The organism is Streptomyces sp. C1-1 (assembly GCF_050214755.1).
In the GTDB taxonomy this organism is placed as follows: domain Bacteria; phylum Actinomycetota; class Actinomycetes; order Streptomycetales; family Streptomycetaceae; genus Streptomyces.
The window spans coordinates 8,866,001-8,881,740 of the sequence record NZ_CP189826.1 but is presented as its reverse complement, the minus strand read 5'-3'; the positions used below and the strand labels follow the sequence as shown (position 1 = coordinate 8,881,740).

The following is a 15,740-nucleotide window of genomic DNA, read 5'->3' as shown; positions in this document are numbered from 1 at the left end:
AGGATCTCCGTCGCGGCGGCGCCCCACACCTCTTCTCACCGAATCTCCCCTATACGTGTGACAAGCGGCGGGCGGATGATGCCCGGCCGGCACGCACGCGTCGTGACAGTCGGTGGCGCCGCCGGGACCAAGGCGTGCGAGGATGGGACGTCCGCGCACCGGGGCCGGGAAGAATGTCCTTGTCGGAGAGGGTGTGCCGGGCGTGTCGGACTGCATGCGGCGAAAGGACCGGAGCGTACGTGAGCGAGAATCAGAACCTCCTCGCGGAGCAGCGGCGCGCCCTGATCCTGGACGAGGTGCGGCGCCGGGGCGGGGTTCGTGTGAACGAGCTGACGCGCAAGCTCGGCGTGTCGGACATGACCGTGCGCCGCGATCTGGACGCCCTGGCCCGGCAGGGCGTGCTGGAGAAGGTGCACGGCGGCGCGGTGCCCGTGGTCGAGGCGAGCACGCACGAGCCGGGCTTCGAGGCCAAGTCCGGTCTGGAGCTGACGGCCAAGGAGGACATCGCGCGCTCGGCGGCCGAGCTGGTCGCCCCGGGCAGCGCGATCGCGCTGTCGGGCGGTACGACGACGTACGCGCTGGCCCACCAGCTGGTCGACGTGCCCGATCTGACCGTGGTGACCAACTCGGTGCGGGTCGCCGACGTCTTCCACGCGGCGCAGCGCAGCTCCGGACCCCGGCAGGGCGCGGCGACCGTGGTACTGACCGGCGGGGTGCGCACCCCGTCCGACTCGCTGGTGGGGCCGGTCGCCGACCAGGCGATCGCGGCGCTCCACTTCGACGTGCTCTTCCTCGGTGTGCACGGCATATCGGTCGAGGCCGGCCTGTCGACGCCGAACCTCGCGGAGGCCGAGACCAACCGCCGTCTGGTGCAGTCCGCGCGGCGGGTCGTGGTGGTCGCCGACCACACCAAGTGGGGTGTGGTGGGCCTGAGTTCGTTCGCGGCGCTGGAGCAGGTCGACACGCTGGTGACGGACGCGGGACTGGCGGGCGAGGCCCGCGAGGAGATCGCCGATCACCTGCGGCGGCTGGTGGTGGCGGGCGAGCCGGAGGACTGACCCCGGTGGGGTGGTGCTGACATCTGACGGGGTGCCAGTTATCGTGACGTGGCCCCGGTCAACCACCCTTACCCGTCACGGGGGTTCGCGTCCATGGCCAACCGTCTGCGCCCTGTGGGGCTCGACTTCATCGCGACCGCCCCGGTGCGGCTGGTCTTCGCACAGGAGATCTCCGCGGCGCCCGAGGCGGTCTTCAGGGCCCTCAACGACGACGTGCCGGGCTGGGCGGAGTGGTTCGCGGCCGTGACGCACGCCCGGTCGGTCGACGACGGCGCCGGGCGCGACATCCGGCTCAAGGGCGGCGGACACTTCCGGGAGACGGTCATCGCGGCCAAGGAGGCGGAGCTGTACGCCTACCGGGTCGACGTGACGAACGCGCCGGGCGCCCGAGCCCTCGCGGAGGAGTGGCGGCTGATACCGGCCGGAACCGGCACGCGCGTGCAGTGGACCTTCGGCGCGGACGGCACGGCGCCCTTCCGCTGGGCGGTGAAGGCGGCCCGCGCCGGACTCGGCCGAGCCTTCCGAGACGCGGTGACCTCACTGGACCGACGGCTCGCGGAGGGGCGGTAGCCACGTGGGGCAGGCCTGACGTCGCGGGGGGTCGCCGCTGTCTACCGGCCGTAGCCGTTCAGCTCCACACGCCCGTCGTCAGCAGTGAGTCGATCGCCGTTGTGTACGGCGCGATGTCCAGGCCCTGTTCGGCGAGCCACGCGTCCGAGTAGTACTTGTCGAGGTAGCGGTCGCCCGGGTCGCACAGCAGGGTCACCACGCTCCCGCGCCGCCCGGCGGCCACCATCTCCGCGACGATCTTCAACGCGCTCCACAGCCCGGTGCCCGTCGAACCCCCCGCCTTGCGGCCGATGGCCCGCTCCAGGGCCCGCACGGCGGCCACGCTCGCGGCGTCCGGGACCTTCATCATCCGGTCGATCGCACCGGGCACGAAGCTCGGTTCCATACGGGGTCGGCCGATGCCCTCGATGCGGGAGCCGCAGTCGCAGGTGACGTCCGGATCACCGGTGGTCCAGCCGTCGAAGAAACAGGAGTTCTCCGGATCGGCGACGCAGATGCGGGTGTCGTACTGCATGTAGTGGACGTAGCGGGCGAGGGTCGCCGAGGTGCCGCCGGTGCCGGCCGTCGCCACGATCCAGGCGGGCTCCGGGAACCGCTCCAACTCCAGCTGGCGGAAGATGGATTCGGCGATGTTGTTGTTGCCGCGCCAGTCGGTGGCCCGCTCGGCGTAGGTGAACTGGTCCATGTAGTGGCCGCCCGTCTCCGCAGCCAGGCGGGCCGACTCCTCGTACATCTTCCGCGAGTCGTCCACGAAGTGGCACTGCCCGCCGTGGAACTCGATCAGTCGGCACTTCTCGGCGCTCGTCGTGCGCGGCATGACGGCGATGAAGGGCACGCCGATCAGCTTGGCGAAGTACGCCTCCGAGACGGCCGTCGAGCCGCTGGACGCCTCGATCACCGGGCGGCCCGGCCGGATCCAGCCGTTGCACAGACCGTAGAGGAACAGCGATCGGGCGAGCCGGTGCTTGAGGCTGCCGGTCGGGTGGGTCGACTCGTCCTTCAGGTACAGGTCGATGCCCCACTTCTCGGGCAGCGGGAAGCGCAGGAGGTGGGTGTCGGCCGAGCGGTTGGCGTCGGCCTGGACCTTTCGCACGGCTTCTTTCAGCCAGTCGCGGTAGGTGGCGTCGCTGTGGTCGACGTCGAGGGTTTCACCGGTCGGGGCTTGCTGAGTGGTGCTCACCACGGGCTCCTTACACTTCGCGCCGACGGCGTGTCGCACTGCCGACACCTCGATCATAGACACCTTCCGCACCCGCCTCACCTGCATAAACACCACTTTGAGCAGCCCAAAGGAGAAGCTGGGGGCGTGAGCCGGGCCGGGGTGGGGGCGCATTCGCGCGAGTGCTCCGGATGCCCACGGCGAGCGCGCCATGCGCACTGGTGCTCGACGGCGGGTGAGGGCAGACTGCACCGAACGGGGCGGCACACTGGATCACGAAAGGCGCTGGACCAGAGCCCGAGAATGAGCCACGGACCGGCGCACACACGCGTACGAGGGGGCATACGGCATGGCGGAGCCGGAGTTCACGGCTACGGGCGTGCGGATCGAGAAGCGGCTGCGCTCGCTCACCCGGGCCGGGCAGGTCCGGATCACGGACGGCAGAGTGCAGCTGCTGACCAGTTACGGCAGCGAGATCGACAGCGCGCCGGTACAGGCGGTGCGCGCTTCCAAGCCGTGGTTCGCGGCCGACGACCGGGCGCTCGCCGACCTCAACGGCAAGCGCTACACGCTCACGCTCGGCGACCACGACCCCGCGCCGGGCGAAGGGGGGCCGCCGGCGGCACGGCGGTTCATCGAAGCCGTACGGAGGGCCGCGGGGCGCGGGGGCTGATCGGCCCGGTTCGATGACGCAGAGCCCGTGCGAGGTGACCGCGAGTTGCGGTCCCGCGCCCCTTGCGTCACGCTGATCTCACGTCACTCTGGGTTTACCGGCGATAACGCTGCGAACCAGCCCGCCGGGCACGACAGCAGCCGACCATGTCCGTCCGGGCCGCTGCTGCATCCGAACTCCGTGTTCTTCCGGACCTCAAGTCGGGGAGTCGCAGCCGTGATCAGTAACCCAAGCAGGCACTGCACGGTGGAGCTCCAAGCCCTGCCGTCGCGGATCGGCCAGGTCCGCAGAATCCTTTCAGCGCAGTTGCGCTACTGGCATCTCGATCCCCTCATAGACCGGGCCGCGCTCGCCGTGACCGAGTTGTTGACCAACGTCCACCGGCACGCCCAACCGGACAAACAGTGCACCGTCAAGATCGAGCTCCTGCTGGACCGGCTCACGGTCTCGGTGCGCGACCACGACCCGCGCCTGCCCGAAGTGCGGGACGTGGAACCCTCCGCCACCAGCGGGCGCGGGCTCGCCATGGTGGCCGCGGTGAGCGAGAGCTGGGGAGTGCGGCCCGAGGGCGAGTCGGGCAAGGTCGTGTGGTTCACACTGCCCGCCTCCGTCATGCCGGTCGCCGCGCCCGGCCGGCGGCCACGGCGTACGACCGAGAAGCCGGTACGGCGCTTCGTCGAGGCCGAGCACGCGGTGGACGCGCACAGGGCCGGACATGCTCCCGCCCGGTCGGCCGTTGTCGGTTGACCGGGCGGTGATGGGGGGTCGCCCCTTGGATTGCCCGGCCGGCGCGCCGGCCGCGGTGACATCGGTGGGCCGTTGCCCGGTGTTCTTACTCCGTGGCTATCGCGCGCAGTACGTCCAGGCGGGCCGCTCGGCGGGCGGGGCGCAGGCCCGCCAGGGCGCCGGCCGTCAGGCCCACCAGGGTCACGATCAGCAGCCGGGTCGGCGGGAGGGCGAAGGCGAAGCTGCTGTCGCTCGCTCCGTCCGAGGCCCTGACCAGGACCCAGCCCAGGAAGGCGCCCAGGCCCAGGCCCCCCGCCGTGCCGAAGGCCGCCACGAGGACCGACTCCCAGCGGACCATGGCCCGTAGTTGGGAGCGGGTCTGGCCGACGGCGCGCAGCAGGCCCAGTTCGCGGGTGCGCTCGTGGATCGCCAGGGTGAGGGTGTTGGCGATGCCCAGCAGCGCGATGAGGACCGCGAGGGCCAGGAGGGCGTAGACGAGGGTCAGCATCATGTCGATGCCTCCGGCCGAGGACTGCGCGTACTCGTCGCGGGTCTGGACGGCGGGGTCGCCGTAGCGGGCTGTGATCTGTTCCACCGCGGCCTTGCCCGCTTTGGTGCTCACGCCCTGCTTGAAGGTGACGGCTACGAGCGTGTCGGAGTCCTGGGTGCGGTGCGGGGCCCAGGCGGCACGGGTGATGACGTAGTCGCCGGCGAGTTCGGAGCGGCCGTAGACCGCGCGGACCGTGAAGGTCCGTTTCTGGCCGTCGGTGAAGGTGAGTTGGGTTTTGGCGCCGGTGGTGAGGTGCTGCCTGGTGGCCTCGGTGCGGGTGATAGCGATGCCGTCGGGGCCCAGGGCGTCGAGGGAACCGTCGATCCTGCCGAGGTCGAAGGTGCGCTTCAGGGCGAGGGGGTCGGTGACGGTCAGGGCGCGGCCCTTGCCGTCGACCTCGGCCACTCCGCGGCCGAGGCCCACCGCCGTGTCGACCTGCGGCAGTTGCTGGATCGCCCCGGCCAGGCGGGGGCTCAGACCGCTGCCGCCGGCGCCGAAGGACGGGGTGCTGACCGCCACGTCGCCCGCGAAGGAGCGGGAGACGGTCTGGTCCATGGTCGCCTTGAGGGAGGCGGCGAAGACCGTGAACAAGGAGACGACTGCCACGCCGATCATCAGGGCGCCGGCGGTGGCGGCCGTTCGCTTGGGGCTGCGCAGGGCGTTGCGGCGGGCCAGGGAGCCGGTGACGCCCCGCAGCCTGTCCAGGGGGGTGCCGAGGATCCGTACGACGTTCGTGGCGGCGACCGGGCCCAGGACGATGAAGGTCGCCAGAGCGAGTACGGCGCCGAGTCCCGCCAGCCACAGGGAGGGTGAGGCGAGGACGCCGCCGAGGGTCGCGGCCACGGCGAGGGCGGCCAGGGCCGTGCCGGTGACGGCTCGGGTGCGGGACGCGGCGGAGGCGTCGACGGCCGTCTCGCGCAGAGCCGCCAGCGGGGCGATGCGGCCCGCTCGCAGGGCCGGCAGGAGGGCGGAGGCCAGGCAGACGGTGATGCCGACGGCGAGCGGGATGGCCAGGGAGAGGGTCTTGACGACCAAGTCGCCGTCGGGGAAGGGGAATCCGATCGCCGGGAAGAGGGCCTGCAGGCCGGCCGCCATGCCGATGCCGCCCGCGAGGCCGGCGGCGGACGCTGTCACGGCGACCGCCGTGGCCTCGGTGAGGGTGGTGGCGGTGACCTGGCGACGGGAGGCGCCCAGGGCGCGCAACAGGGCGTTCTCGCGGGTGCGTTGGGTCACGACGATGGCGAAGGTGTTGTGGATGGAGAAGGTCGCGACGAGGAGAGCGATGCCGGAGAAGACCAGGAGGAAGGTGGTGAAGAGGGTCAGGAACTGGCTGGAGACCATGTCCGTGTTCTCCTGGGCCGACTCCTGGCCGGTGATCGCCTCGACTCCCTTGGGGAGTACGGGAGTCAGGCGCGAGACCAGTTCCCGCTGGGTGGTTCCCGGGTGTGCCCGGACCTTGATGCTCGCCGCCTCGCCGGGGCGGGCGGTGAGGTGCTTCTCGGCGTCCGCGCGGGTCATGCCGGTGAAGGTGACCTGGGCCATGCCGTCCTCGCCCGCGAAGGTCGCGAGGCCCACGACGGTCACCCGGACCGGGTCGGGGGTGCGCAGGGTGGTCGTGTCGCCGATCTTCAGGTGGCCCTTGGCGGCGGTGCCGCGGTTGATCACCACCTCGCCGGACCTCCGCGGGGCGCGGCCTTCGGCGAGCCGGTAGGGATTGAGTTCGGGGTCGTTGATCCAGTTGCCGGCGAGGGTGGGCGGGCCCTTGCCGCCGATGGGCCTGCCGTCCTTGCCGACGAGTTGGCCGGCACCCTCGATGTCGGGTTCGGCGGCGGCGACGCCCGGCACCTGCTCGATCGTGTGCGCGAGGGTCGCGGGGACCGGTTGGCGGGCGCCCTGACTCTCGCCGGGGGTGGTGATGGCGTCGGCGCTGCGGACGACCGCGTCCGTGCCGCTCGCCGCGCGTCCGAACATGGTGTCGAAGCCGGCGCGCAGCGTGTCGCCCATGACGAGGGTGCCGGCCAGGAACGCGACGCCGAGGAAGACGGCGAGGAAGGTCCCGGCGAAGCGGCGTTTGTGGGCGCGCAGGGAGGACGCGCTCAGGCGTACGGCGGCGTTCATGCGGGCACCTCGAAGGCTTTCATGCGGTCCAGGACCCCGTCGGCGGTCGGGGCTTCCATGCGGTCGACGAGGCGGCCGTCGGCGAGGAAGACGACCTCGTCGGCGTGGGCCGCGGCGACCGGGTCGTGGGTGACCATGACGACCGTGCGGTTGGTCTGCCGGACGGCCCGGCCCAGCAGGCCCAGAACTTCCCCGCCGGCGCGCGAGTCGAGGTTGCCGGTGGGTTCGTCGGCGAAGACGACGTCCGGCCGTCCGGCGAACGCCCGTGCCACGGCGACGCGTTGCTGCTGTCCGCCGGAGAGCTCGGAGGGACGGTGGTGGAGGCGGTCGCGCAGACCGACGACGTCGATCAGCGCATCGAGCCACTCCTGGTCGCGTCCGCCGCCCGCGAGGTCGAGGGGAAGCGTGATGTTCTCGGCCACGGTGAGCGTCGGAACGAGGTTGAAGGCCTGGAAGACGAATCCGACGCGGTCGCGGCGCAGCAGCGTGAGGCGGCGGTCGTCCAGCGCGCCGAGATCGGTGTCGCCGATGTGGGCGGTGCCGGAGGTGAGGGTGTCGAGGCCGGCGGCGCAGTGCATCAGGGTGGACTTGCCGGAGCCCGAGGGCCCCATGATCGCGGTGAAGCGGCCGGCCGGGAAGTCGACGCTCACCCCGTCCAGGGCCCTCACCTCGGTGTCGCCACGGCCGTACACCTTCACGGCGTCGGCGACCCGGGCGGCCGCGCGCACGGTGGTCGCGGTCGTCATGCCGTGCCGCCCTTCGTACGGCCGAACTGCTCGTCCAGGACGGACAGCCGGCGCCAGTACTCGTCCTCGTCGATCTCGCCGGAGGCGAAGCGGCGGCCGAGTACCGCGAGGGGGGAGTCGCCGGAGGGCCGCGGGTCGTCCACCGGGCGCCAGGGGCCGCGGCGGCCGCGCCAGACGGTGCGGCGCATGAAGGTGACGACACCGATCACGACGGCCGCCCAGATCAGCGGGAAGAAGAGGATCCAGGGGCCGGGGCCGCCGTGCCAGTCTGCGAGGGTCTGCATCTCGGGTCATCTCCTGAGTGGTTGCCGGTGGTGATGTCTCGAGACTGGCGGCGGCAGGGTATCCGGGTCGTCGTACGGCCAGCGGCAGTTCCTATACCTCCCGGGGAGTACCGGCGGGCTGGGGCGCTGCTCCCTTATGCCCTCGACTTCTGTAACTACTAGTATGTACAGTGCGTGCATGAGTACCTCGGAGAGCACTGCGGACCGACTCGTGGAGTCCACGCGTGAGCTGTTGTGGGAGCGCGGGTACGTGGGGACGAGCCCCAAGGCGATCCTGGAGCGGGCGGGCGCCGGGCAGGGCAGCATGTACCACCACTTCAAGGGGAAACCCGACCTCGCGCTGGCGGCGATCCGGCGGACGGCCGCGGAGCTGCGGGCCACCGCCGAGGGAGTACTGGGCGGGCCGGGGACTCCGTACGAGCGCATCGAGGCGTATCTGCTGCGCGAGCGCGACGTGCTGCGGGGCTGCCCGGTGGGACGGCTGACGATGGACCCGGATGTCGTCGCCAGTGCCGAACTGCGCGCTCCGGTCGACGAGACGCTGGACGCGATCCGCGAACTGATCGCGGGGATCGTGGAGGAGGGCAAGGAACTCGGTCAGTTCGCGCCCTCGCTGGACGGCGAGCAGATCGCCGCGGCCGTCCTCGCGACGGTCCAGGGCGGCTATGTGCTCGCCCGCGCCTCCGGCTCCCCCGCCGACTTCGACGCCGGTGTCCGAGGACTGCTCTCCCTGCTTGCCCCGCGACCCGCCTGAGGAGGCATCCGATGCACGCCATGCAGTACGAGCTGACCCTCCCCGCCGACTACGACACGGACATCATCCGCGCCCGTGTCGCCCGGATCGGGCATCTGCTGGACGACTGGGAGGGGCTGGGGATCAAGGCTTACCTGCTGCGCGAGCGCGGCGTGGACGGCTCGCCGGTCAACCAGTACGCGCCGTTCTACCTGTGGAACAGCGTGGAGGGCATGAACTCCTTCCTCTGGGGAGGGGCCTTCCAGGGGCTGAGCGACGACTTCGGGCGGCCGTCGGTGCGCCAGTGGTCGGGGCTCGCGTACGCCGAGGGCACGGCCGCCTCGGGAGCGGCGCGCATCGCGGTGCGCCGGCGTCGGCGCGTACCGGACGGCGTCGTGCCGGCCGATGTCGTGACGGAGGCGACGGACGAGGTCGGGCGGCTGGCGGGCGAGGACGGGGCCGTGCTCGCGGCGGCCGCCGTGGACACCAGCCGCTGGGAGCTGGTGCACTTCTCGCTGTGGGAGCACCGGACGCCCAAGGCGGAGGGGGACGTCTTCCAGGTGCTGCACCTGTCCGCGCCGGGGCGCGATGTCCTGCCGGGGGGCCGGCAGTGGTGAGTTCGGTCCGTACGGTGCTCGGGGACGTGCCTCCCGAGGAGCTGGGCGTGTGCGACGCCCATGACCATCTGTTCCTGCGCAGCCCCCGGTTGCCCGGCCAGGAGCTCAACGACGCGGCGGCCGCCCGGGCCGAGCTGGCCGCCTTCCGGGCGGTGGGCGGCGGCACCGTGGTGCAGTGGACGCCGTACGGCATGGGGCGGCGCGCCGCCGACCTGCCCGACCTGTCCCGGTCCTCGGGGGTGCACGTGGTGTGCGCGACCGGTCTGCACCAAGCGGCGCACTACAGCGCGCAGTTGGTGGAGGAGCTGCGCGGCGGGCTCGCCGAGGTGTTCGTCGCGGAGCTCACACAGGGAATCGGCACCTCGGGGGTGCGGGCCGGACTGATCAAGGTGGCGGGCGGCTTCCACGCGCTGGACGCGCACGCCCGCTGGACGATGACCGCGGCGGCCGAGGCCCATCACGCCACCGGGGCGGCCATCGCCGTGCACCTGGAGCTGGGGACCGGAGCGCTGGACGTCCTCGACCTGCTGTGCGGCAGGCTCGGGGTGGAGCCGAACCGGGTGATCCTCGGGCACCTCAACCGCTCCCCCGACCCGGTCGTCCAGCGGCAGGCCGCCGAAGCCGGCGCGTATCTCGCCTTCGACGGCCCGTCGCAGGCCCACCACTCCACCGACTGGCGGATGCCGCGGGCCGTGCGGGACCTGGCCGAGGCCGGCTTCGGGCATCGGCTGCTGCTCGGCGGGGACACCGTGGTCGCCGGGGCCCGGTCGGTCGACGGCGGCCCCGGCATGCCGTATCTGCTGCGCAGGGTCCGGCCGCGGCTGGCGCTGGAGCTGGGCGAGGAGCTCATGGACCGCGTCCTGACGGAGAACCCCGGCCGGGCGTTCGCCGTGCCGTGGCGCTGAGCCGGGACGTGGGGACTCCCCCTCCTGGGCGGGGTCAGCGGCAGAGGGCGTCGATGTCGTCGGAGAAGGAGGGGAACTCGGCCCGCGCCTCGTCCACGATCTCCCCCGCGGAACGGCGGGCAGTGGTGGCGTGCCGCTCGGCGAGCTCGGCCAGGGCCGGGTTCGGCCGGCCCTCGCGCTGCCCGAAATCCACGATCTCCAGGGGCCCGAGGCCGTCGGCGAGGACCCACAGGAAGTCGGACAGGTTCGCCGCCACCACACCCCGCTCGCCTTCGGAGCCGAAGAACACCACGGGCTGCTCGACGAGCGGCCGGCCGGGCCGTACGCACCACAGGGCGGCGAGGCCGCCGGTGCCGTCCTGGCCGAAGACCCGGTAGGCATCGCCGTCGAGTTCGTGGTTGCCGGTCCAGTGGCGCAGCCAGTCGGTGGTCTCCTCGGCGGAGTCGAAGGCGCCGTACGGCTCGAAGTCGACGCCCTCGCCGTCGTCGTAGTCGAACTCCACCAGGGCCACGTCGGCCAGTGCCGGCGGGAAGCGGCGGGAGTCGTCCGTTGTCTCGATCATGCCCGCAGGCTAGCGGCCGGCACTGACAACGCCCCCGGCCCCGCTCAGGCGACGGAGATGTCCGCGCAGGGGCGCGGTTTCGCCGCCGCTGCCAGGGCCTCGTGCACCGGATGGGTGTCGAAGGACGCCAACAGGGCGTCATCTGCCGGGTGTTCGGGGGCGGGGTCGGCGTTCTGCTCGTACGCGGGCTGGAAGCAGGGGCCCCAGCGGCGGGCGCCGAGCCGGGCCGTACGGGAACAGTTGTCGACCATGGTGGCCACGAACACGCCGGATCAGAGCGCGGTTCTGTGTGCGTCGAGTCGCTCGACGCGGGCCACGTTCTCGCGGTCCTCGGCGTCCTCGCTCGCCGCGGCGGCGAACCAGGCGTCGAGGATCTCCTTCAGCAGTGGCTCGGAGGTCAGGCGCAGGCTGAGCGCGAGGACGTTGGCGTCGTTCCAGCGGCGGGCGCCGTCCGCGCTGTAGGCGTCCGTGCACAGCGCGGCCCGTACCCCAGGCACCTTGTTCGCGGCGATGGACGCGCCCGTGCCGGTCCAGCAGCACACGACCGCCTGGTCCGCCCGGCCGGCGGCGACCTCCCGGGCCGCCGCCTCCGAGCAGGCGGCCCACTGCGGGTCGTCGCCGGGGCTGAGCGCGCCGTGGGCCGTGACCTCGTGGCCGCGCCGGCCCAGCTCGGTGAGGAGGGCGCGGGCGACGGGTTCGTCCATGTCGGAGGAGACGGAGATCCGCATGCCGACGAGCCTAGCTCCCCCCTGCCTGGGCGAGCGCTCCCAGCGGATCGTCCAGGACCGGCTGCCAGGCCAACTCCGCCGCTCCCACGAGGCTGTTGTGGTCGAGGGTGCAGGCCAGGATGGGCACTCCGCCGCTCTGGCCCCACAGGCTGCGGTCGGCGACGACGGCGCGCAGCCGGTCGGGGTCGGCGTCCAGGAGGGTGCGGTGCAGGCCGCCGAGGATGATGCGGTCGGGGTTGAGGATGTTGACCAGGCCCGCGAGACCGAGGCCGAGGCGGTCGATGAGGGTTTCGGCGGCCGTGCGGACGGCCGGGTCGTCGTAGTGCTCGCGGACCAGGTCGTCGGCCTGTCTGAGCAGGGACACCTCGGGGCCCGGGTCCAGGCCGGCGGCCGTGAGGAGGGCCAGCGGATCGGCCTCGACGTCGAGGCAGCCGCGACTGCCGCAGTGGCAGGGGCGGCCCTCGGGGTTGACGGTGAGGTGGCCGACTTCCAGGGCCAGGCCCGAACTGCCGGTGTGCAGGCGGCCGTCGAGGACCAGAGCGCCGCCGACGCCCCGGTGCCCGGTGGCCACGCACAGCAGGTCCCGGGCGCCGCGGCCGGCGCCGTGCCGGTGCTCGGCGAGGGCGGCGAGGTTGACGTCGTTGCCCGCGAAGGCCGGCCCTGTGATACCGGCCGCGCGCACGCACTCGGCGAAGATCCGGCGGACCGGCGCGCCGACGGGCCACGCCAGGTGCAGGGGGTTCAGGGCCAGGCCGTCGGGTTCGGCGACCGCGGACGGGACGGCGAGTCCGGCGCCGACGCAGCGCCGTCCGGTGGCGCGCAGCAGGTCCGTGCCCGCCTCCACCACCGAGCCGAGGACCTTCGCCGGGTCGGCGTCGACGGTCTCGCAGCCGGGCGCGGTGGCCACGATCCGGCCGCCCAGGCCGACCAGCGCGGCCCGGAAGCCGTCGGCGTGGACCTGCGCGGCGAGCACGACCGGCCCGTCGTCGGCGACCGCGAGCCGGTGGGAGGGCCGGCCCTGCGAGCCGGCCGCCGCGCCGGGCCGGGCGTCGACCCGGATCAGCCCCAATGCCTCCAGTTCGGCGGCGACCGCCCCCGCCGTCGCCCGGGTGACCCCGAGCTCGGCGGTCAGGACGGCCCGGGTGGGCGCGCGTCCGGTGTGCACGAGCTCCAACGCGGGCCCGAGCGCACCGCGCCCCCGGTCAAGCCGCGTCCTCGAGGTGGTCCCTTCCCCCGCCGGCCGGGGGTCCGCCTTGCCGCTCATGAGGGCGAGTCTCCCATGATCCGCAGTCACGGCCGCCTATCGGCCGCTGACCCGGAGCGTGATGTTCAGACGTCCGGACAGCCCCAACTGGGGCGGCGCCGTGCCCGCGTACACCCGGGGGACCCCGTGGTGGGCGAGCCGGGAGGGCCCGCCGAACACGAACAGGTCACCGCTGCGCAGTTCCACGTCCGTGTAGGGCCTGGCGCGGGTCTCGGTGTTGCCGAAGCGGAAGACGCATGTGTCGCCGAGGCTGAGGGACACCACCGGCGCGTCCGACCTCTCGTCGCTGTCGCGGTGCATGCCCATCCGGGCGTCGCCGTCGTAGAAGTTGATCAGTGCGATGTCGTACGGCGGTCCGGGGGCACCCAGCGCGTCGGCGACGGCCCGCCGTCCCAGCTCGCCGAGCCATTCGGGGAACGGCTTCACGGGTGCGCCGTCGCCGTCGACGACCGTGCGGGCATAGCCGTACGGGTACCAGTGGAGGCCGAGGCAGACCTGGCGGGCGGACGTGGTGCCCCCGCCGGGTACCCGTACCGTCCGCAGTCCGGCCGGGGGTCGCGCCCACTCCCGGCAGGCCTCCAGCAGTTCGCGCTGCCGCCCGTCGTCGAGCCAGTCCGGCAGGTGCACGGCGCCGGGAGCGATCTCGGCCCGGTGTCTGGGGAACAGCTCGGCTTCCATACCGGCCATCCTGCTCCATCCGCTCAGCTGTGGCGACGGCGTCGGCGGTCGCGCCGACGGGTGGTGAACCACAGGACGTGGAGCGTGAGCAGTGATCCGAGGGTCAGGAGCGCGTCGGCGTGGCTCACGGGACGGTCGTGCTCTGTCGGCGCAGGGCCGCTGCTGTCACCCGAGACCCCCTGTATTGACTCGGTCATGCCATCCTGATCCAGTTCCCGAACCCCTGACAAGGTGCTGTTCGCCCTTCGGCGCCGGCATCCGCGACGTGAACGGCGCTTTCCGGGCTCAGGCCGGTGCGAACGGACGGTGCCGGGCCTCCCGACCTGGGATGACCTGCGGTTCCGCTAGCCTGGACGCACGATGAACGACCGTATGACGACGCCCTGGGGCGAGTTCGCGCTGACCCGTTTCCCCGAGGATCCGCGCGAGAGGCTGCGCGCGTGGGACGCCTCCGACGAGTATCTGCTCGCCCACCTCGCCGAGGAGAAGGTCCCGCTGTCCGGCACGGTCGTGGTCCTCGGTGACCGCTGGGGCGCCCTGGTCACGGCGCTGGCCGAGCACCGGCCCACGCAGATCACCGACTCCTTCCTCGCACAGGAGGCCGCCCGGCTCAATCTCGCGCGCAACGGCGTGGAGACCGGCGCCGTACGCCTGCTGACCACCCAGGACGCGCCGCCGGAGCGGGTCGACGTCCTGCTGGTGCGGGTGCCCAAGAGCCTCGCGCTGCTGGAGGACCAGCTGCTGCGGCTGGCGCCCGCCGTGCACGAGGGCACGGTCGTCGTCGGCACGGGCATGGTGAAGGAGATCCACACCTCGACGCTGGAGCTGTTCGAGCGGATCCTCGGGCCGACCCGCACCTCCCTCGCGGTGAAGAAGGCCCGGCTGATCTTCTGCACGCCCGATCCGTCGCTGGAACGGCCCGCCGACCCGTGGCCGTACAGCTACGCGCTGCCCGAGGACATCGGTCCGGTCTCCGGGCGCACGGTCGTCAACCACGCGGGCGTGTTCTGCGCCGACCGGCTGGACATCGGCACCCGCTTCTTCCTGCGGCACCTGCCCGCCCCGGGCGCCCGCCGGGTGGTGGACCTCGGGTGCGGCAACGGGGTCGTCGGTACGGCCGTGGCGGTCGCCGACCCGGGCGCCGAAGTGCTGTTCGTGGACGAGTCGTTCCAGGCGGTGGCCTCCGCGGAGGCCACGTACCGGGCGAACGGGGTGCCGGGGCACGCCGAGTTCCGGGTCGGGGACGGGCTGGCGGGGGTGCCGGACGGCAGCGTCGACCTGGTGCTCAACAATCCGCCGTTCCACTCCCACCAGGCGACGACGGACGCCACGGCGTGGCGGATGTTCACCGGGGCGAAGCGGGTGCTGCGGCCCGGCGGCGAACTGTGGGTGGTCGGCAACCGGCACCTGGGCTACCACGTCAAGCTCAAGCGGCTGTTCGGCAACAGCCGGCTGGTCGCGAGCGACCCGAAGTTCGTGGTGCTCCGGGCCGTCAAGCGGTGATCAGGTCAGCGTCCGGATGATGCCGGTCACCGTCTTCACCATCGCCTCCCGGCCGACGCCGAGGTACTTGCGCGAGTCGACCGCCTCGGGATGCGCGGCGAGGAAGTCACGGATCGCGCCCGTCATCGCGATGTTGAGGGCGGTGCCGACGTTCACCTTGGAGATGCCGCCCGCGACGGCCGCGACGAGCTCGTGGTCCGGCACGCCGGAGGAGCCGTGCAGCACCAGGGGCACGTCCAGGGCGGCCGAGAGGCGTTTGAGGAGGGTGTGGTCGAGGGTGGCGGTGCGGGTCGTCATGGCGTGCGTGCTGCCGACGGCCACGGCGAGGGCGTCCACGCCGGAGTCGGCGACGAAGGCGCGGGCCTGGTCGGGGTCGGTACGGGCGCCGGGCGCATGGGCGTCGAGCGCGGGCTGCCCGGCCTTGCCGCCCACCTGGCCCAACTCGGCCTCGATCCACAGGCCTTGGGCGTGCGCCCAGTCGGCCGCCGCCCGGGTCGCGGTGAGGTTGCGCTCGTAGGGCAGGCGGGCCGCGTCGTACATGACGGAGCTGAAGCCGGCGTCCGCCGCCTGGCGCAGCAGGTCGTCGCTCTGGACGTGGTCGAGGTGCAACGCCACCGGAACCGCGGCGCGTTCGGCGGCGGCGACGGCGGCGCGGGCCAGCGGGAGCAGTCGGCCGTAGCGGAACTTGACGGCGTTCTCGCTGACTTGGAGCACCACGGGGGCCTCGGCGGCCTCGGCGCCGGCGATGACGGCCTCGACGTGCTCGAGCGTGATGATGTTGAAGGACGGGACGGCGGAGTGCGTGGCGGCGGCCCGGGTGACCAGTTCGCCGGTGGTGACGAGGGGCACGGTTTCTCCCGTTCGAT

18 protein-coding genes are annotated in these 15,740 nt (G+C 72.7%); 8 read left to right on the top strand and 10 right to left on the bottom strand.

Features of this window, described 5'->3' with window-relative positions; genetic code table 11:
- Nucleotides 1–239 precede the first annotated feature (239 nt).
- Together ACQF4J_RS40365 and ACQF4J_RS40360 are read left to right on the top strand one after the other, a co-directional pair.
- Nucleotides 240–1,058, top strand: a complete 819-nt coding sequence (locus ACQF4J_RS40365) for a DeoR/GlpR family DNA-binding transcription regulator (protein WP_142149419.1) — start codon at nucleotides 240–242, stop codon at nucleotides 1,056–1,058.
- 93 nt (nucleotides 1,059–1,151) lie between these two features.
- Entirely contained in the window at nucleotides 1,152–1,628 is a 477-nt protein-coding gene (locus ACQF4J_RS40360) for an SRPBCC family protein (RefSeq protein WP_351564210.1), read from the top strand.
- A 58-nt stretch (nucleotides 1,629–1,686) separates the two neighbouring features.
- Here the strand turns inward: ACQF4J_RS40360 and ACQF4J_RS40355 are convergent, their stop codons facing one another.
- Complete coding sequence (locus ACQF4J_RS40355) at nucleotides 1,687–2,808, bottom strand: PLP-dependent cysteine synthase family protein (RefSeq protein ID WP_351564212.1); 1,122 nt, start codon at nucleotides 2,806–2,808, stop codon at nucleotides 1,687–1,689.
- 328 nt (nucleotides 2,809–3,136) lie between these two features.
- Here ACQF4J_RS40355 and ACQF4J_RS40350 point away from each other — a divergent pair, with 328 nt between their 5' ends.
- On the top strand, nucleotides 3,137–3,460 hold the full coding sequence (locus ACQF4J_RS40350; RefSeq protein ID WP_351564214.1) for a hypothetical protein: 324 nt from the start codon (nucleotides 3,137–3,139) through the stop codon (nucleotides 3,458–3,460).
- Between the two features lie 216 nt (nucleotides 3,461–3,676).
- Nucleotides 3,677–4,207 carry an ATP-binding protein gene (locus tag ACQF4J_RS40345; protein ID WP_427168032.1) on the top strand — a complete coding sequence of 177 codons (531 nt, stop codon included), beginning with the start codon at nucleotides 3,677–3,679 and terminating at the stop codon, nucleotides 4,205–4,207.
- A gap of 85 nt (nucleotides 4,208–4,292) precedes the next feature.
- Here ACQF4J_RS40345 and ACQF4J_RS40340 read toward each other — a convergent pair whose 3' ends face one another.
- The 3 genes from ACQF4J_RS40340 to ACQF4J_RS40330 are packed head-to-tail and all read right to left on the bottom strand — an operon-like array spanning nucleotide 4,293 to nucleotide 7,884.
- Nucleotides 4,293–6,854, bottom strand: coding sequence for an ABC transporter permease (locus tag ACQF4J_RS40340; protein WP_427168031.1), 2,562 nt, complete (start codon nucleotides 6,852–6,854; stop codon nucleotides 4,293–4,295).
- Nucleotides 6,851–7,600: an ABC transporter ATP-binding protein gene (locus ACQF4J_RS40335; protein ID WP_351564218.1), complete on the bottom strand. Its 750-nt coding sequence runs from the start codon at nucleotides 7,598–7,600 to the stop codon at nucleotides 6,851–6,853. The genes ACQF4J_RS40340 and ACQF4J_RS40335 overlap by 4 nt, the downstream gene beginning before the upstream one ends.
- A complete protein-coding gene (locus ACQF4J_RS40330) occupies nucleotides 7,597–7,884 on the bottom strand; it encodes an SHOCT domain-containing protein (RefSeq protein WP_351564220.1) in 288 nt (95 codons plus the stop codon). Before ACQF4J_RS40330 ends, ACQF4J_RS40335 begins: the two co-directional genes overlap by 4 nt.
- 178 nt (nucleotides 7,885–8,062) lie before the next feature.
- Between ACQF4J_RS40330 and ACQF4J_RS40325 the strand changes: the two genes are divergently transcribed.
- From ACQF4J_RS40325 to ACQF4J_RS40315, 3 genes are read left to right on the top strand one after another with little or no spacing between them, the layout of a single operon-like run.
- Nucleotides 8,063–8,638, top strand: a complete 576-nt coding sequence (locus ACQF4J_RS40325) for a TetR/AcrR family transcriptional regulator (protein WP_351802744.1) — start codon at nucleotides 8,063–8,065, stop codon at nucleotides 8,636–8,638.
- Nucleotides 8,639–8,649: 11 nt separating this feature from the next.
- Nucleotides 8,650–9,234: a DUF4865 family protein gene (locus ACQF4J_RS40320; RefSeq protein ID WP_351564224.1), complete on the top strand. Its 585-nt coding sequence runs from the start codon at nucleotides 8,650–8,652 to the stop codon at nucleotides 9,232–9,234.
- Entirely contained in the window at nucleotides 9,231–10,139 is a 909-nt protein-coding gene (locus ACQF4J_RS40315; RefSeq protein ID WP_351802742.1) for a phosphotriesterase family protein, read from the top strand. Before ACQF4J_RS40320 ends, ACQF4J_RS40315 begins: the two co-directional genes overlap by 4 nt.
- 34 nt (nucleotides 10,140–10,173) lie before the next feature.
- On the opposite strand, the gene ACQF4J_RS40310 is transcribed toward ACQF4J_RS40315, so the two are convergent.
- The 5 genes from ACQF4J_RS40310 to ACQF4J_RS40290 are packed head-to-tail and all read right to left on the bottom strand — an operon-like array spanning nucleotide 10,174 to nucleotide 13,371.
- Nucleotides 10,174–10,701, bottom strand: coding sequence for an SMI1/KNR4 family protein (locus ACQF4J_RS40310; protein WP_351802740.1), 528 nt, complete (start codon nucleotides 10,699–10,701; stop codon nucleotides 10,174–10,176).
- A 44-nt stretch (nucleotides 10,702–10,745) separates the two neighbouring features.
- Nucleotides 10,746–10,961, bottom strand: coding sequence for a hypothetical protein (locus ACQF4J_RS40305; RefSeq protein WP_427168030.1), 216 nt, complete (start codon nucleotides 10,959–10,961; stop codon nucleotides 10,746–10,748).
- A 12-nt stretch (nucleotides 10,962–10,973) separates the two neighbouring features.
- Nucleotides 10,974–11,429 carry an RpiB/LacA/LacB family sugar-phosphate isomerase gene (locus ACQF4J_RS40300; protein ID WP_427168029.1) on the bottom strand — a complete coding sequence of 152 codons (456 nt, stop codon included), beginning with the start codon at nucleotides 11,427–11,429 and terminating at the stop codon, nucleotides 10,974–10,976.
- Nucleotides 11,430–11,439: 10 nt separating this feature from the next.
- Nucleotides 11,440–12,693 (bottom strand): ROK family protein, encoded by a 1,254-nt coding sequence (locus ACQF4J_RS40295; RefSeq protein WP_351564233.1) that lies wholly within the window; start codon nucleotides 12,691–12,693, stop codon nucleotides 11,440–11,442.
- Nucleotides 12,694–12,729: 36 nt separating this feature from the next.
- Nucleotides 12,730–13,371, bottom strand: coding sequence for an alpha-ketoglutarate-dependent dioxygenase AlkB family protein (locus ACQF4J_RS40290; RefSeq protein WP_427168674.1), 642 nt, complete (start codon nucleotides 13,369–13,371; stop codon nucleotides 12,730–12,732).
- A gap of 360 nt (nucleotides 13,372–13,731) precedes the next feature.
- Here ACQF4J_RS40290 and ACQF4J_RS40285 point away from each other — a divergent pair, with 360 nt between their 5' ends.
- Complete coding sequence (locus ACQF4J_RS40285; protein WP_427168027.1) at nucleotides 13,732–14,874, top strand: methyltransferase; 1,143 nt, start codon at nucleotides 13,732–13,734, stop codon at nucleotides 14,872–14,874.
- Here the strand turns inward: ACQF4J_RS40285 and ACQF4J_RS40280 are convergent, their stop codons facing one another.
- The gene (locus tag ACQF4J_RS40280; RefSeq protein ID WP_427168026.1) at nucleotides 14,875–15,723 is read right to left on the bottom strand and encodes a class II fructose-bisphosphate aldolase; all 849 of its coding nucleotides are present in this window, start codon (nucleotides 15,721–15,723) and stop codon (nucleotides 14,875–14,877) included.
- Nucleotides 15,724–15,740 lie beyond the last annotated feature (17 nt).

Coding starts and splice junctions, on each gene's coding strand:
- ACQF4J_RS40350 (WP_351564214.1), top strand. CDS start 3,137: ATGGCGGAGCCGGAGTTCACGGCTACGGGCGTGCGGATCGAGAAGCGG.
- ACQF4J_RS40310 (WP_351802740.1), bottom strand. CDS start 10,701: ATGATCGAGACAACGGACGACTCCCGCCGCTTCCCGCCGGCACTGGCC.
- ACQF4J_RS40290 (WP_427168674.1), bottom strand. CDS start 13,371: ATGGAAGCCGAGCTGTTCCCCAGACACCGGGCCGAGATCGCTCCCGGC.
- ACQF4J_RS40330 (WP_351564220.1), bottom strand. CDS start 7,884: ATGCAGACCCTCGCAGACTGGCACGGCGGCCCCGGCCCCTGGATCCTC.
- ACQF4J_RS40340 (WP_427168031.1), bottom strand. CDS start 6,854: ATGAACGCCGCCGTACGCCTGAGCGCGTCCTCCCTGCGCGCCCACAAA.
- ACQF4J_RS40325 (WP_351802744.1), top strand. CDS start 8,063: ATGAGTACCTCGGAGAGCACTGCGGACCGACTCGTGGAGTCCACGCGT.
- ACQF4J_RS40335 (WP_351564218.1), bottom strand. CDS start 7,600: ATGACGACCGCGACCACCGTGCGCGCGGCCGCCCGGGTCGCCGACGCC.
- ACQF4J_RS40360 (WP_351564210.1), top strand. CDS start 1,152: ATGGCCAACCGTCTGCGCCCTGTGGGGCTCGACTTCATCGCGACCGCC.
- ACQF4J_RS40300 (WP_427168029.1), bottom strand. CDS start 11,429: ATGCGGATCTCCGTCTCCTCCGACATGGACGAACCCGTCGCCCGCGCC.
- ACQF4J_RS40320 (WP_351564224.1), top strand. CDS start 8,650: ATGCACGCCATGCAGTACGAGCTGACCCTCCCCGCCGACTACGACACG.
- ACQF4J_RS40295 (WP_351564233.1), bottom strand. CDS start 12,693: ATGAGCGGCAAGGCGGACCCCCGGCCGGCGGGGGAAGGGACCACCTCG.
- ACQF4J_RS40285 (WP_427168027.1), top strand. CDS start 13,732: ATGAACGACCGTATGACGACGCCCTGGGGCGAGTTCGCGCTGACCCGT.